Annotated in this window: 13 protein-coding genes; 5 read left to right on the forward strand and 8 right to left on the reverse strand. The window is 36.2% G+C overall.

What is annotated here, in order from left to right; translation table 11 throughout:
- Positions 1 to 37 precede the first annotated feature (37 nt).
- The 4 genes from LD272_RS14645 (at position 38) to LD272_RS14660 (ending at position 5,145) form a co-directional block, all read left to right on the forward strand.
- The gene (locus tag LD272_RS14645; protein ID WP_226037360.1) at positions 38 to 826 is read left to right on the forward strand and encodes a hypothetical protein; all 789 of its coding nucleotides are present in this window, start codon (positions 38 to 40) and stop codon (positions 824 to 826) included.
- A 4-nt stretch (positions 827 to 830) separates the two neighbouring features.
- Positions 831 to 1,289, forward strand: a complete 459-nt coding sequence (locus tag LD272_RS14650) for a hypothetical protein (protein ID WP_226037361.1) — start codon at positions 831 to 833, stop codon at positions 1,287 to 1,289.
- Positions 1,290 to 1,516: 227 nt separating this feature from the next.
- Positions 1,517 to 3,457, forward strand: coding sequence for a CoA-disulfide reductase (locus LD272_RS14655; RefSeq protein ID WP_226037362.1), 1,941 nt, complete (start codon positions 1,517 to 1,519; stop codon positions 3,455 to 3,457).
- 542 nt (positions 3,458 to 3,999) lie between these two features.
- Positions 4,000 to 5,145, forward strand: a complete 1,146-nt coding sequence (locus LD272_RS14660) for a DEAD/DEAH box helicase (RefSeq protein ID WP_226037363.1) — start codon at positions 4,000 to 4,002, stop codon at positions 5,143 to 5,145.
- Positions 5,146 to 5,341: 196 nt separating this feature from the next.
- On the opposite strand, the gene LD272_RS14665 is transcribed toward LD272_RS14660, so the two are convergent.
- From LD272_RS14665 to LD272_RS14685, 5 genes are all read right to left on the reverse strand, one after another.
- Positions 5,342 to 5,497 carry an aspartyl-phosphate phosphatase Spo0E family protein gene (locus tag LD272_RS14665; protein WP_226037364.1) on the reverse strand — a complete coding sequence of 52 codons (156 nt, stop codon included), beginning with the start codon at positions 5,495 to 5,497 and terminating at the stop codon, positions 5,342 to 5,344.
- 180 nt (positions 5,498 to 5,677) lie between these two features.
- The gene (locus LD272_RS14670; protein ID WP_226037394.1) at positions 5,678 to 6,400 is read right to left on the reverse strand and encodes an amino acid ABC transporter ATP-binding protein; all 723 of its coding nucleotides are present in this window, start codon (positions 6,398 to 6,400) and stop codon (positions 5,678 to 5,680) included.
- A gap of 73 nt (positions 6,401 to 6,473) precedes the next feature.
- Positions 6,474 to 7,679 (reverse strand): amino acid ABC transporter permease, encoded by a 1,206-nt coding sequence (locus tag LD272_RS14675; RefSeq protein WP_226037365.1) that lies wholly within the window; start codon positions 7,677 to 7,679, stop codon positions 6,474 to 6,476.
- Positions 7,680 to 7,685: 6 nt separating this feature from the next.
- Positions 7,686 to 8,858: an amino acid ABC transporter permease gene (locus LD272_RS14680; protein WP_226037366.1), complete on the reverse strand. Its 1,173-nt coding sequence runs from the start codon at positions 8,856 to 8,858 to the stop codon at positions 7,686 to 7,688.
- A gap of 91 nt (positions 8,859 to 8,949) precedes the next feature.
- Positions 8,950 to 10,086 carry an amino acid ABC transporter substrate-binding protein gene (locus LD272_RS14685; RefSeq protein ID WP_226037367.1) on the reverse strand — a complete coding sequence of 379 codons (1,137 nt, stop codon included), beginning with the start codon at positions 10,084 to 10,086 and terminating at the stop codon, positions 8,950 to 8,952.
- 444 nt (positions 10,087 to 10,530) lie between these two features.
- On the opposite strand from LD272_RS14685, the gene LD272_RS14690 reads away from it, so the two are divergent.
- Positions 10,531 to 10,881, forward strand: coding sequence for a hypothetical protein (locus LD272_RS14690; RefSeq protein WP_226037368.1), 351 nt, complete (start codon positions 10,531 to 10,533; stop codon positions 10,879 to 10,881).
- A 202-nt stretch (positions 10,882 to 11,083) separates the two neighbouring features.
- On the opposite strand, the gene ilvA is transcribed toward LD272_RS14690, so the two are convergent.
- The 3 genes from ilvA to leuC are packed head-to-tail and all read right to left on the reverse strand — an operon-like array spanning position 11,084 to position 14,148.
- Positions 11,084 to 12,037 (reverse strand): threonine ammonia-lyase, encoded by a 954-nt coding sequence (gene ilvA, locus LD272_RS14695; protein WP_226037369.1) that lies wholly within the window; start codon positions 12,035 to 12,037, stop codon positions 11,084 to 11,086.
- A 51-nt stretch (positions 12,038 to 12,088) separates the two neighbouring features.
- Positions 12,089 to 12,682 (reverse strand): 3-isopropylmalate dehydratase small subunit, encoded by a 594-nt coding sequence (gene leuD / locus LD272_RS14700; RefSeq protein WP_226037370.1) that lies wholly within the window; start codon positions 12,680 to 12,682, stop codon positions 12,089 to 12,091.
- Between the two features lie 47 nt (positions 12,683 to 12,729).
- Positions 12,730 to 14,148, reverse strand: coding sequence for a 3-isopropylmalate dehydratase large subunit (leuC, locus tag LD272_RS14705; protein ID WP_226037371.1), 1,419 nt, complete (start codon positions 14,146 to 14,148; stop codon positions 12,730 to 12,732).
- Positions 14,149 to 14,168 lie beyond the last annotated feature (20 nt).

Genomic DNA, 14,168 nt, shown 5'->3' on the forward strand with positions numbered 1-14,168 from the left:
GTAAATTTAAGGGGAAAATTTTATTAGGGGACTATAAATGAACAACTACATAAATGATAACACAGCAAGACGTTACACCGCGCATGTCAGTATTCTCGGTACAACACAGATTCATTTAAGGAATCCTTATATTGTTGGTTGGTGGAGTGCTGCTTTTCCTGGGTTTGGTCATTTACTTTTATCTAAATATATTCGAGGATTTGTACTATTTATTTGGGAAGTGATTGTAAATGTTAATGCTAATGTTAATATGGCAATGGTTTATTCGTTTCAAGGAGAAATTGATTTGGCTAAAGATGTATTAGATACGAGGTGGTTATTAATTTATATACCAGTATATCTCTTTGGAATTTGGGATAGTTATAGAACTACGGTAGATTTGAATAAAATTTACCTTTTAGCTGAACACGAACAACATCGTTTTAATTCCTTTAGTATGGGTGCGTTAGAAATAAATTATCTTGATAAAAGAAATCCTTTAATGGCTGTTATGTGGTCGGCATTCGTTCCGGGCCTAGGACAGCTTTATATACATAGAATTGTTACTGCATTTTTTGTGATTATTTGGTCAGTAATTTTCTTTTATTTTTCTCATGCTCTTGAAGCCATTGCGCTTCTATTTCTAGGAGAGATACAGGAAGCCACATCCGTATTAAAAGCTCAATGGCTGTTATTTCTACCGTCTTCCTATGGTTTTGCGGTTTTTGACTCTTATATGAACACTGTTGAAAACAATAAGCTTTATGAAAAAGAACAGAATGATTACTTGGTAAAAAACTATCAGTCCCCTGACTTTAGAATAGATACTAAACAAGAATTGAAGTGATACTATGCATCTTTTTTCGACATTTGAAAATAATGCTTTTTTAGAGATTGCTCTTTCTGTGCTAGAAAAAGAGGGAATTACTAAAGAAAAAATATTTGCAATTCCATTAGATAATCGCGCGGAAGAACGTAGAGTTTTTGATAGCCTTCATCGATCCGATGGAACATCACTTATAGATATAGGGATGGCACTTGCAACAGCATTTGCTGTAATTGGAGCTAGTATCGGTTTTAAGTTGGCATGGGGACCCATATACTGGGGGTTAATTGGTGCGTTTATTGGGTTTGTCGTAGGATTTTCTATTCGACTTTTCGCCGAATTAGTTCTCAAAAAGAAAAAGAGAAGATTAAGAGGTAGACATTCAGAAGTAATTTTAATTGTTGATTGTGAGGAATTACAAATAGAGCTAGTGGAAACAATTCTCTGGGAGCATTTTGCATTAGGTGTTGCGAAAGTGAAATGAACATGAGAAGCATATTAATTAGGCGTGAAAATAATTTAAGTATGCAGGAGAGCATTTAAGAGCCAAACAAAAAATATGTACTTTCACAATAAGTAGTGAATAAAATGTGAAACATTAAACAAACTACTTTACATTTTCTGTCTATGTTATATAATACCCCTATAGGTATAAAAATGTTTCTTAAACACCTATATAAAAGAGACATACAATATTATGGAGGGGTAAACATGACAAATAAAGTAATTATCGTAGGTGGAGTTGCCGGGGGAGCTACTGCTGCAGCTAGATTAAGAAGAATAAGTGAAGATGTGGAAATAATCCTAGTAGAACGTGGAGAGCATATTTCTTTTGCAAACTGTGGATTACCTTACTATATTGGAGAAACGATTAAAGATAGAAGTAAATTATTAGTGCAAACCGTTAAAGGGATGTCTGACCGTTTTAAGCTGGATATTCGCAATTTAAGTGAAGTGTTGAGCATAAACGATGAACAAAATACAGTTACAATTAAGAACTTACAAACTGGTAAAGTATATGATGAAACATACGACAAGTTATTGCTATCACCTGGTGCACAACCAATTGTACCACCAATTCCAGGATTAAAAGAAAACGAGCGTCTTTTCACACTTAGGAACATTCCTGATACTGATAAAATAAAAAATTACGTTGATAATAACAAGCCAAACAAAGCTGTCGTTGTTGGTGGTGGATTTATTGGAATTGAGATGGCTGAAAATTTGGCTGACAGAGGAATTGAAGTAACAATTATTGAGATGGCTAATCAAATCATGGCACCAATTGATTTCGAAATGGCAAGTATCCTCCATACACACTTATTAGAAAAAGGGGTACGTTTAGTATTAGAAAATGGTGTGGATTCTTTTACTAATCAGGGGGAAAAAGTAATCTTGTCAGATGGAACAGAGATCGAAACAGATATGACTATTCTCTCCATCGGTGTTAGACCTGAAAATGAATTAGCTAAAACGTCAGGATTAGAGTTAGGAGAGCGCGGTGGTATTATTGTCAATGAATACCTTCAAACTTCCAATGAAGATATTTTTGCAGTTGGCGATGCGATAGAGGTTGTTGATTATATTAGTGGAACAAAAGCGATGATTCCACTTGCAGGTCCTGCTAACAGACAAGGGCGAATTGCAGCTAACAACATGATGGGTAAAACAGATAAATACCAAGGTTCACTTGGAACTTCAATTGCAAAAGTGTTTGATTTAACTGTTGCAGCAACTGGTAACAACGAAAAAGTCTTAAAACGTTTGGGTGTAGACTATGAAGTTGTTCATATTCACCCAAGCTCTCACGCTGGTTACTATCCAGGCGCTGCACCAATTGCATTTAAACTGATTTTTGATAAAGAGACTGGGAAAATTTTTGGAGCGCAAGCGGTAGGTTCAGATGGTGCTGACAAGCGAATGGACGTTATTGCAACAGCAATTAAAGGCGGTCTAACTGTTGAAGATTTGACTAACTTAGAACTATCTTACGCACCTCCATATTCTTCAGCAAAAGATCCAGTTAACATGGCAGGTTATGTAGCTTCAAACCTGATAGACGGTGAATTGGAGCACGTTCAGTGGCATCAAGTTGATCAAATTGTTGCAGATGGAGGATTTCTAATAGATGTACGTGAACCAATGGAACGAGAATTTGGATTCATTGAAGGTTCTATCAATATAGCCTTAAATGAACTTAGAAATAGATTAGATGAACTACCTAAGAATCAAACCATTTATATAAACTGCCAAGTAGGTTTAAGAGGCTATTTAGCAAGCCGTATCCTCAAAAATAACGGATACCGTGTTAAAAATGTTGATGGTGGTTGGAAAACCTATTCATCTGTATTTGGTAGCAATATAAAGAAGAAAGACACACCAGTTAAAGCTGTAGCTGAAACAGTTACAGAAACTATTGATGAAATAAAAGTTGATTCGGTTATAGACGTAAGTGGATTGACTTGTCCAATGCCAATTATAAAACTAAAAAAAGGCATGGAGTCAATAGAAAGCAACCAAGTGTTAGAGCTTCAAGTCACAGATAAAGGTGCGCTTAATGATCTGCCAGCCTGGACAACAAATGTTGGACACACCATTCTAAAAACAGAACAAGACGAAAATCTCATTAAGTTTTGGATTAAAAAGAAGTAAAAATAGTCATTAATACAGTAGACTAACTTGGATACTTGAGCGCTCTAACGTGTAAGGATTATAAATACACGATAGGGTGCTTATCTTTTAGATACGATCAATCTGCTATTTTTATTTTATAAGTTAATCTGTTAATTCCAAGATACGTTTATACACTTCTTTTTAAAAAGTGTATAAACGTATCGTGTCTTGTTTGCCAAAAATAAAAGAATGAAGTGACACCTCACTAGTAACTATAAAAGATTAGCCATATATTAATAAGTTAGGATTTGATAAGATAGAGGTAGTGCAACATTTTTTGCGGGAAATTAGATGTTGCTAATCGATTAATGGTAAGATATAGAGACGTTTAAGTTCGCTTTTAAGAAATCGATGGATTACGCCTATTATTATGGGCATATTTAGAAATGTAGGGTATTTTACTTATTTTATTAAACACGTTTCTATGGACAAGACTAACCGAACGAGAAGCGAAGAATTGTTACCGCTAAATCAATTTTGACTAATTGAAATTACATATTTTATGAAAAGGAAGATACAAAATGACTTTAGATAAAATAATTTCGTCAGATACAAAACCCTTCTTGCAAAAAGCATGGGATCAATCCGGATTTCAGAATCCTACTAGTGTTCAAACAAAGGTAGGGTCTATTATTATGGAGGGGAAAGATCTGTTGGTGGAAGCTCCAACGGGTAGTGGTAAGACATTAGCTTATCTTGTTCCATTACTACAAAAAATAGATAGTGACAAGAAAAAAACGCAAATTGTAATTATGACTGCTTCACATGAATTGGCAATGCAAGTCCACACAGTCGTTCAGGAGTGGACAAAAGGAAGCGATATAAATAGTGCAAGTTTTATTGGTGGTGCAAATATTAAGCGTCAGCTTGAAAAATTAAAAAAACACCCTCAAGTTGTCGTAGGAACTCCTGGCCGCCTACTAGAGTTAGTAAAACGAAAAAAACTAAAAATGCATGAAGTAAATACTATTGTACTTGATGAAGGTGACCAACTGTTAGTACCTGAACATTTCCAAACAATTAAAGACATTGTAACTAGTGCATTAAATGAACGACAATTACTGTTATTCTCGGCAACACTTCCAAAAGAAGCTGAGACAAAGGCTCAAATTATGATGAAGGATCCTGACATTATTAGAATAGATGAGCTAGAAGTTAACCAACCGGTAGTTGATCATATTTATTTTGTAGGGGAACAACGTGAGAAGACTGACTTGCTCAGAAAAATTATTAGAAGTAGTAACATTCATGCCCTAGTTTTTGTGAAAGACATAGGCTCGTTGACGGTTGTTGCTGAAAAACTGGAATACAAAGGTGTTTCGTTAGGTGTTCTTCATAGTGATGCTAATAAACAAGAAAGAGCAAAAGTAATAAAAAGTTTTCGAGAAGAAAAACTCGACTTATTACTAGCAACAGATGTGGCAGCTAGAGGATTAGATATACATGATTTGCCATATGTTATTAATTTAGATCTTCCGAAAGAATCCAATCAATATATCCATCGTGCAGGCCGTACAGGTAGATTAGGAGGATCTTCTGAAGGGACAGTAATTTCTATTTTGACCGAATTTGAAGAAGGTTCATTACGAAAATTTAGTCGAAAACTTAATATACCGATCACAAGGAAGGTTCTTTACAAAGGTCAAATCATAGATGATAAAAAGTAATGTGTAATAGAATTAAATAATATGTATTAAAAAGTAACCAGTTATCAATGGGGTGTCGGTGGGGTTGTTCCGAGTTAAGTGGATCAAGTTAATATCCAATAATCGTTGATATATAGGGGGAAATAAGAGACCAAATCATATGCGATTTGGTCTCTTATTTGGTGTGTTAATTTAAATTTCCTCCACCGAAACGGAACTACTTATCTTTTATCTTTTCATAGCTATTTAGCGCTTCATCTAGAAGCTGGGAAATACTAATTATTTCTTCTTTATTTGAGCTTTGTTGGAACACTTCATATAATTTTAAGCGTAGCTTTTCTATTTGTTTTTCTAATTCAACTTTATTATTCAAAGATATCCCCGCTCATCTCTAATTTATAATTAGTCAGCTATTCTGCGTGAAAGAACATTTGTTCGTGATATTATTATTATAATACATTAAATTTCACAAATCAAATAATAGTTACCAATTTTTAGAAAAAATAAAAAAGAGAATAGCCATAGTATATCAGGCTTTCTCTAAAGTTATAAATTACAATATTTGAGATAGAAAGAGTTTTGTTCGATCGTGCTGCGGATTATCAAATAATTCTGTAGGTGTACCTGTTTCTATAATTTCTCCTTCATCAAATAGGACGATCCGATCTGCTACTTCTCTGGCGAATCCCATTTCGTGTGTTACAACTAACATAGTAATTCCAGATCTTGCAAGTTCTTTCATAACATCTAATACTTCTTTAATCATTTCTGGGTCTAGTGCGGAGGTTGGCTCGTCAAATAACATTATTTCCGGTTGCATCGCCAGTGCTCTAGCAATGGCGACACGCTGCTGCTGACCGCCTGACAATTGACCTGGGTATTTATGTGCTTGCTCTGGTATTCCTACACGTTCTAGAAGTTCAAACGCTTCCTTTTCGGCTTCTGCTTTTGGTTTCTTTCTCACCCAAATCGGTGCTAGTGTAATATTTTTTAATATTGTCATGTGAGGGAAGAGGTTAAACTGTTGAAAGACCATCCCAGTTTCTTTTCTGATTGCTTCAATATTCTTTACATCATGCGATAAATTAATTCCATCGATATGAATAGTTCCTTTTTGAATTTCTTCTAATGCATTAATAGTTCGAATGAAGGTTGATTTGCCTGAACCAGATGGGCCTAAGATAACTACAACTTCTCCCTTACTGACGGAGAGTGATACATCTTTTAATACATGGAGAGCACCAAACCATTTATTTATTCTATCGCAAGCAATAATCTCTTCTCCATCTTTGGCTTTATTTACTTGTAGTTTTGTTTGCCCCATTTGTAATTCCTCCTCAGAAATAAGATTAACGTTCACCAACACCAAGAGACTTTTCTAATCGACGACTTGAATAAGACATTGAGTAGGCGATAATCCAGTACACAAGTGCAATGAATACGTAGACTTCCATATGTCTACCTAGAAATTCAGGGTTTGATTTTACCGTTTGGGCAATGCCTAGCAAATCAATTAATCCAACAATAGCTACTAAAGTTGTATCTTTAAACATGGATATACTCTGGCCTACCATTGCTGGTATAACTGCTCGCAAAGCTTGTGGCATGATGATAAAAGCCATTGAGTGAACAGGATTTAACCCCATTGCTTTGGCTGCTTCAAATTGACCTTGAGGTATCGATTGTAAGCCACCACGTACATTTTCAGCCATATATGCTGCTGTGAATAAAGTTGCGCCAATCATTACACGAATTACGTTATTAATTTCGAATCCCTCGGGTAGGAATAAAGGAATCATAATTTGTGCCATAAAGAACACAGTGATAAGAGGGATACCCCTGATGATTTCAATGTATAGAATACAAAAGTATTTAATTATTGGTAGTTTGCTCGTTCTGCCAAGAGCTAATAATATGCCAATTGGGAATGAAACAAGAATTGCAACAATCGAGATGAGTAGGGTTAATAATAATCCACCCCAAATATTTGTTTTAACTGTAGGAAAAACGCCAAATCCGTTTAATAAGAAAATAATTAATGGAAAAGATAAACTCCATCCGACTAGCGTAATAGCCTTGTTCTTTGGTATTTTAGGCCCGGTAAGGTATCCAATTATTACAATTCCAATGTTAATGATGATCCACATTTTTCCTGTCGATGATACAAAAGGTACTAGTGTGTGAACTAGATATAGAATGATTAACACGATTGAAAGATTTCTAATTGTTCCTTTCCAAATACCGGCAGATAGCCCAAACAATAGAGAGACAAGTCCTAAGCACGTCCATACTCGCCAAAGTTGCTCACTAGAGTACTGTCCTACCATAAATAGTCGGTAGTTTTCAGTTATTACAGCCCACTGCGCAGTTGTGAAAACCCAAGTTATCGATCCTTTTAGTATATAATAGATAACTAAAATTGAAATAATTGTCAGCAATGTATTAAAAAAACTATTAAATAGATTTTTCCTTAACCATCCGTACACTCCCAATGTTGACTTAGGAGGGTCAAGTGTTTGTAGTGCAGTTTGTTCCGGTTTTAAATTAGAGCTCATATAAAATCACCTCTCTACAATTTGAGTCTTTTTGTTGAAGAAGTTCATAAACCATGAGGTTAATATACTCAAAGATAAATATACAAGAATCATGATTAGGATCATTTCAACTGCATGACCAGCCTGATTTAGTGTTGTGTTGCCAACAAAGACTAAGTCTGCATAACCGACAGCAATTGCCAAACTTGAATTTTTGGTTAAGTTTAAGTACTGACTCGTAACAGGGGGAATAATAATTCGAATCGCCTGCGGAAAAATAACTAGACGCATGGTTGTCGATCCTTTTACTCCTAACGCTTTAGCTGCTTCCACTTGTCCCTTTGAAACGGATAATATACCCGCACGAACAATTTCAGCAATGTATGTGGCTGTATAAACGGTTAAACCAATAAGAATTGCCAAAAATTCAGGTGTTAGGGTGTGGCCGCCCTCAAAGTTAAAGTTTCCGAGAATAGGAACTGTCACATTTGCTGGTCCCTGTTGTGTAATGATATAGGCGATTACTAAAGCAGCTATTATTGATCCAAGTGCATAGACGAACGGATATTTTCTTTTACCAGACTGTACTTGAGACTTTAGTTTTGTTCTCCAAAGTACAATGGCGGCAACAATACCAAGTATTAATAGGATTGTCCAAACGAATGTTCCTGAGTTCGCTTCGAACCAAGGGATAGAGGCGCCACGATTACTTAAATGAAATGATCCAATCGTGATACTCTCTTTTACTTGAGGAAGTTGAAGGAAAACAGCGAAATACCAAATGAAAATTTGAACTAGTAATGGAGTATTTCGGAAAATCTCAATGTATAATCCAGCTAATTTTTGCACTAACCAATTTGTCGAAAGTCGCGAGATTCCGACAAAGACTCCAATAAATGTTGCAAGAATAATACCAATCACTGATACTTTAATTGTATTTAGAATACCTACTAATAATGCGCGTTTATAGGTATCTGTAGGTTGATAATCAATTAGCGTTTCCGTGATATTAAAAGATGCGGTACCGTTTAGAAAACCAAAACCAACCTCCATTCCTTGTCGCGCTAAACCGTTCAATGCGTTATTTATAAAAAAAACACCGATAATTAATACAAAAATTACAAATAGAATTTGAAGTATGATTGGTATAACTCGATTGTCTCGCCAGAAGGGGGTGGATACGTTATTTTGTTTTGGCACTTTTTTCACCTCTCACTAATTAAAATGAAAGGACCTGAGGCCTGCACTAAGCAGGAAAATCAGGTCCTTTTTAATTCTAAGGCTCAACTTATTAACGGAAAGGAGGTGAGTATAAAATTCCACCATTTGTCCAATTTTCATTTAAATCTCTGCCTAAATTAAATACGGTATCTGGACCTAAATGTCGATTATAAATTTCTCCATAGTTACCAACATGTTTTATAACTCGATAAGCAAAATCGTTAGGAATACCCATCATGTCTCCAAGTTCACCTTCATCTCCTAAGAAACGACGGACAACCGGATCTTCGCTATCCAAGAAATCATCAACATTTTCAGAGTTAATTCCAAGTTCTTCTGCTTCAATCGTAGCAAATGTTACCCATTTAACAATATTGAACCATTGATCATCACCTTGTCTCACGGTTGGGCCAAGTGGTTCTTTTGAAAGAGCTTCATCAAGAATTTTGTGAGCCTCAGGTTCAGTTAAAGTTGCTTGTCTAGACACTAAACCAGATTTATCTGTTGTCCATGCATCAACACTTCCACTTTCGTAAGCTTCAACCAATGAATCACTATCATCGAATACGACCTGTTCATAGGTAATTCCTAATTTTCGGAATTGGTCAGCGAGGTTAAGCTCTGTAGTAGTACCAGTTTCAACACCGATACGTGCGCCTTCAAGCTCTGCTAAAGTGTTAATTCCACTCTCTTTTGTTACCATGATACCTTGACCATCATAGAAGGTAGTTGGTCCAAAGTGTGTGCCTAATTCCGTATCACGAGTAGTCGTCCATGTTGTATTACGAATTAAGACGTCGATTTCTCCTGTTTGGAGTGCGGTGAAACGTTCTTGTGCTGATAATGGTCTAACTTCAATTGCTTCTGGATCATCAAAAATAGCAGCAGCGATTGCTTTACCAAAGTCAATGTCAAAACCTACGTTTTCTCCGTCAGAATCAACATATCCAAATCCAGGTAATTGGCCGTTACCACCAACAACTACGTAACCTCTGTCTTCAATAGTAGATAGTGTTGATCCATCATCAGATGGATTAGCTTCTCCGTCATCTCCAGAAGAAGTGTCAACATCCGATCCGCTTTCCTCGGTTGAATCTGACTCATCTGAGCTTGCATCGTCATCTGATGTACACCCTGCCATAAATAGTGTAAAGACTAGAAAGAGACTGGCAAAAAGAATTGATAATGAACTTTTGTTTTTCTTCAAAATAATTCCCCCTTTTTAGATATGTTACATAAATTGCGTCTAGATGTTAGAAAAGTTAACATCTAGATATATTATAGTGGAAATTACGAGAGAATATCAAGTAGTTTTCTTAATTTTTAGAATATTTAATATTTATGCTAAGGTATTAGTGTAGTAGAACCATTAAAATAGAGATAGATAAATATATGGACATTAATAGTCAATTTTATAATACTGATTATGTGAAAAGTTATCATCCGCATATAGTTGGGATAGATCATTCCCGAACTTTATGCAGATGACAATTGCTGCATAAGGTAATTGTAAAATTAAATCAGGTGGTTTAGAACAAGTGCAGTGTCAGGGACAAGTAAATAAAAATAAGAATTATTAATTGCCAGTCACATAATATGACAAACTGGTGGAATAATAGGATTGAATTGACTAAACTAGGGGTGAAGATAATTGAAAATACAACTCGTATTATTTCTGTTTTTTCTATTTCTTATGATTCCAATTGGAAATACACCAGCTTTAAGTATGGAGATAGCGAAACAGAATCAGGTTAAAGATATTGCTTTTGAGGAAAAGATAAGTCCCAATGTTAATCATCAGTGGAAAAAAACGAGCTCTGAATTTGAAATGATCCATGCAGATACTCACGAATATACAGTCTGGCACAATTTCATTAAGAAAACCCGGAAATGTGATATTACTCATAGAATGAAAACGGATGTTTGGTATTGTGATCTTCATAAACATACAAGGTCAGAGGTTTCTTTAGAAGAAACGATTCATAGTAATAGGCATTCTTAGAAGTTTAATAAAATAGGGGAGGGAAGAAACTAATAAAAAAATTCCCGATTCACTGAAGAATTGGGAATTTAATTATCATATTGACTATCTTTTTATTAGAATGACCTTTAAGCATTCAGAATGGAGATAGAAGGGTGGATACTAACTCATTCTGTTGTTGAACTAATCTTTAGAAGTAGAGATTAAAATCAGATTCTATATTTTATGCTAAACAGGCTAAGTGATTGTTACTTGCTAATTTCTGTATTTGTGGCATTTTTGATAGGTCCATATTACCGCCGCTAACAACGATACCACAATGATTTGAATGGATAGTTTCACCATGTGTCAGCAATGCGGCGAATGCTGCTGCTCCAGCGCCTTCAATAAGTGACTTTTTTCTTTCTAACATATAGACCATAGCAGTAGCGATCTCTTCTTCTGTTACAGTAACTATGTCATCCACATATTTTTGGATTACCGGGAAGGTTTGTAAGCCAGTTTTTTTTACAGCAATCCCGTCTGCAATCGTAGAAACTGAAGAGAGTGTAGATGGTCCAGTTTTGTGAAACCGATTATAGACAGCGCTAGCACCGTGTGATTGAACACCAATAATCTTTATTTTTGGGTTAAGATATTTTGCTGCTACCGCGATCCCTGATATTAATCCGCCGCCACCAATAGGTACGATAATGGTATCAAGTTTTGACTCTTGTTCTAACATCTCTAAACCAATCGTACCTTGTCCGGCCATCACATCGGTATCATCGAATGGATGAACAAAAACACTTTTATTTCTTTGTTGTTCATCAACAGCTGCTTCATATGCTTCTTGAAAAGAATCTCCTGTTAAGACAACTGTAGCGCCATAATTTCTAGTAGCTTCAATTTTTGTTTCTGGGGTTTTTTCAGGCATGAATATTTTTGCTTCAATACCTCGCTTTGCTGCTGCCAGAGCAACGCCTTGAGCGTGGTTTCCGGCTGAAGCGGCTATCACCCCATTTTGGGCTTCTTTATTTGTTAGCTGCGCTATTTTATAACTAGCACCTCTTACTTTAAATGCACCAGTTTTTTGTTGATTTTCCATTTTAAAGTAAACATTTTTCCCTGTCATATCATTGATTGTCGATGATGTAGTAAGGGGTGTGCGATGGACGATGTTTTTTAAATGGTCCATCGCATTGATGATTTTTTGCCCTGTTACGAAATTCCCAATGGTATCACACTCCTAATATAATGTTTGCCTTTGTATTTCAAATTGATCGATCTTTTTTTCGTGTGTAAGTGTAACTGCAATTTCATCCCAGCCATTGAGTAACATTTCTCTTTGGTAATCTGGGATTTCGAACTTCGCGCTAAAATCATTTGGTCCGTAAACAAGTTTATTCTCTAAATCCACATTAATAGTATAGGATTCTGATTCGGAATGGTCAATGAGCTCTTGCGTTTGCTGTTCTGTTAGCTGAATGGGAACAATACCATTTTTTGTGCAATTGTTATAAAAAATATCAGCAAAACTAGAAGCAATGATCACTTTAAACCCAAAATCTTGAAGTGCCCAAGGCGCATGTTCACGTGAGGAACCACAACCAAAGTTTTCACCAGCAACAAGGATGGACGCATCTTTATATTTCGGGTCGTTTAGACTGAAATCTTTCTTTGGAGCACCGTCGCTGTCAAATCTCCAGTTAAAAAATAGGAATTGACCAAACCCTTGTCTAGAAATTCGTTTTAAAAATTGTTTTGGGATTATTTGGTCGGTATCGATATTTGATCTATTTAATGGATAGACAAGTCCAGTGTGTTTACGAATTGGTTCCATTTTTATATACCCTCCCTAAGAGTAACATAATCATATGTTATTTTAAGTTAGCTAGGTGTTGGTGCTGTTAGTTTTCTGACGTCGACGAAATGTCCTTCAATAGCAGCGGCAGCTGCCATTTCCGGGCTAACTAAGTGTGTTCTAGCACCTGTACCTTGGCGACCTTCAAAGTTACGATTAGAGGTTGATGCACAACGTTCGCCTGCTGGTACAACGTCGTCATTCATCGCAAGGCACATACTGCAACCTGCATCGCGCCATTCAAATCCCGCTTGTTTAAATATGATATCGAGGCCTTCTTTTTCGGCAGATAGTTTGACGCTATGAGAGCCTGGAACAACAATGGCTGTCACAGATGGATTTACTTTTTTTCCTTTGATAATTTCTGCAGCTTTTTGCAAATCACTTAGTCTAGAATTCGTACAGGAACCAATAAATACATGTTCAATTTTAACTGAAGAAATGGGTTGGTTTGCCTCAAGTCCCATGTATTCAAGTGCTCGCTCGATTTCATCTTTAGCATTCGCAGAATCTGCTTGATCAGGACTAGGAATAGATGCACTTACCGGAATACACATACCTGGATTTGTTCCCCATGTCACTTGTGGTTCAACTTCATCGGCATTTATTTCAACTGTGGCATCGTAAGTTGCTCCGTCATCTGTCGCTAGCGCTTTCCAATCAGCAGCAGCTTTTTCGAAGTCATTTCCCTTAGGTGCATGACGCTTTCCTCTAATATACTCGATAGTTGTCTCATCTGGACTTATAAGTCCAGCACGAGCACCTGCCTCAATCGACATATTACAAATTGTCATCCGAGCTTCCATTGATAAAGACTGAATGGCATCACCGGTATATTCAATCACGAAACCTGTTCCAAAACGGACACCGTATTTGCCGATAATCGCAAGGATTAAATCTTTTGCAGTTACGCCTTGGCCTAATTGACCATTCACTTTAACATTTAATGTTTTTGGTGTTGCTTGCCACAATGTTTGTGTAGCAAGTACGTGTTCCACTTCACTTGTTCCAATACCGAACGCTAATGCACCAAAAGCACCGTGAGTTGATGTGTGGCTATCCCCGCAGACAATTGTTTTTCCGGGTTGGGTTAGACCTAATTCTGGACCAATAACGTGAACAATACCTTGATCAGGATGATCAATATCTGCTAAAGGTATATTAAATTCATCACAGTTTTGTTTTAATGTATCCATTTGTGTTTTAGATACTTGGTCCTTAATAATATGACGATGTATAGTAGGAACGTTATGATCCATCGTTGCATAAGTTCGGTCGGGACAACGGACGCCTCTAGATTTAAGTCTCAATCCCTCAAATGCTTGAGGGGAGGTTACTTCGTGGACTAAATGTAAATCAATATAAAGTAAATCAGGCTTATCTTCCTCCTGATGAACAATGTGTTGGTCCCAAATTTTTTCAACAATTGTTTTTGGTTTATCCATTCTTTAGTCACTCCTCACTT

Origin of the sequence: Aquibacillus saliphilus (assembly GCF_020404745.1) — a bacterium.
Taxonomy (GTDB): Bacteria; Bacillota; Bacilli; order Bacillales; family Amphibacillaceae; genus Aquibacillus; species Aquibacillus saliphilus.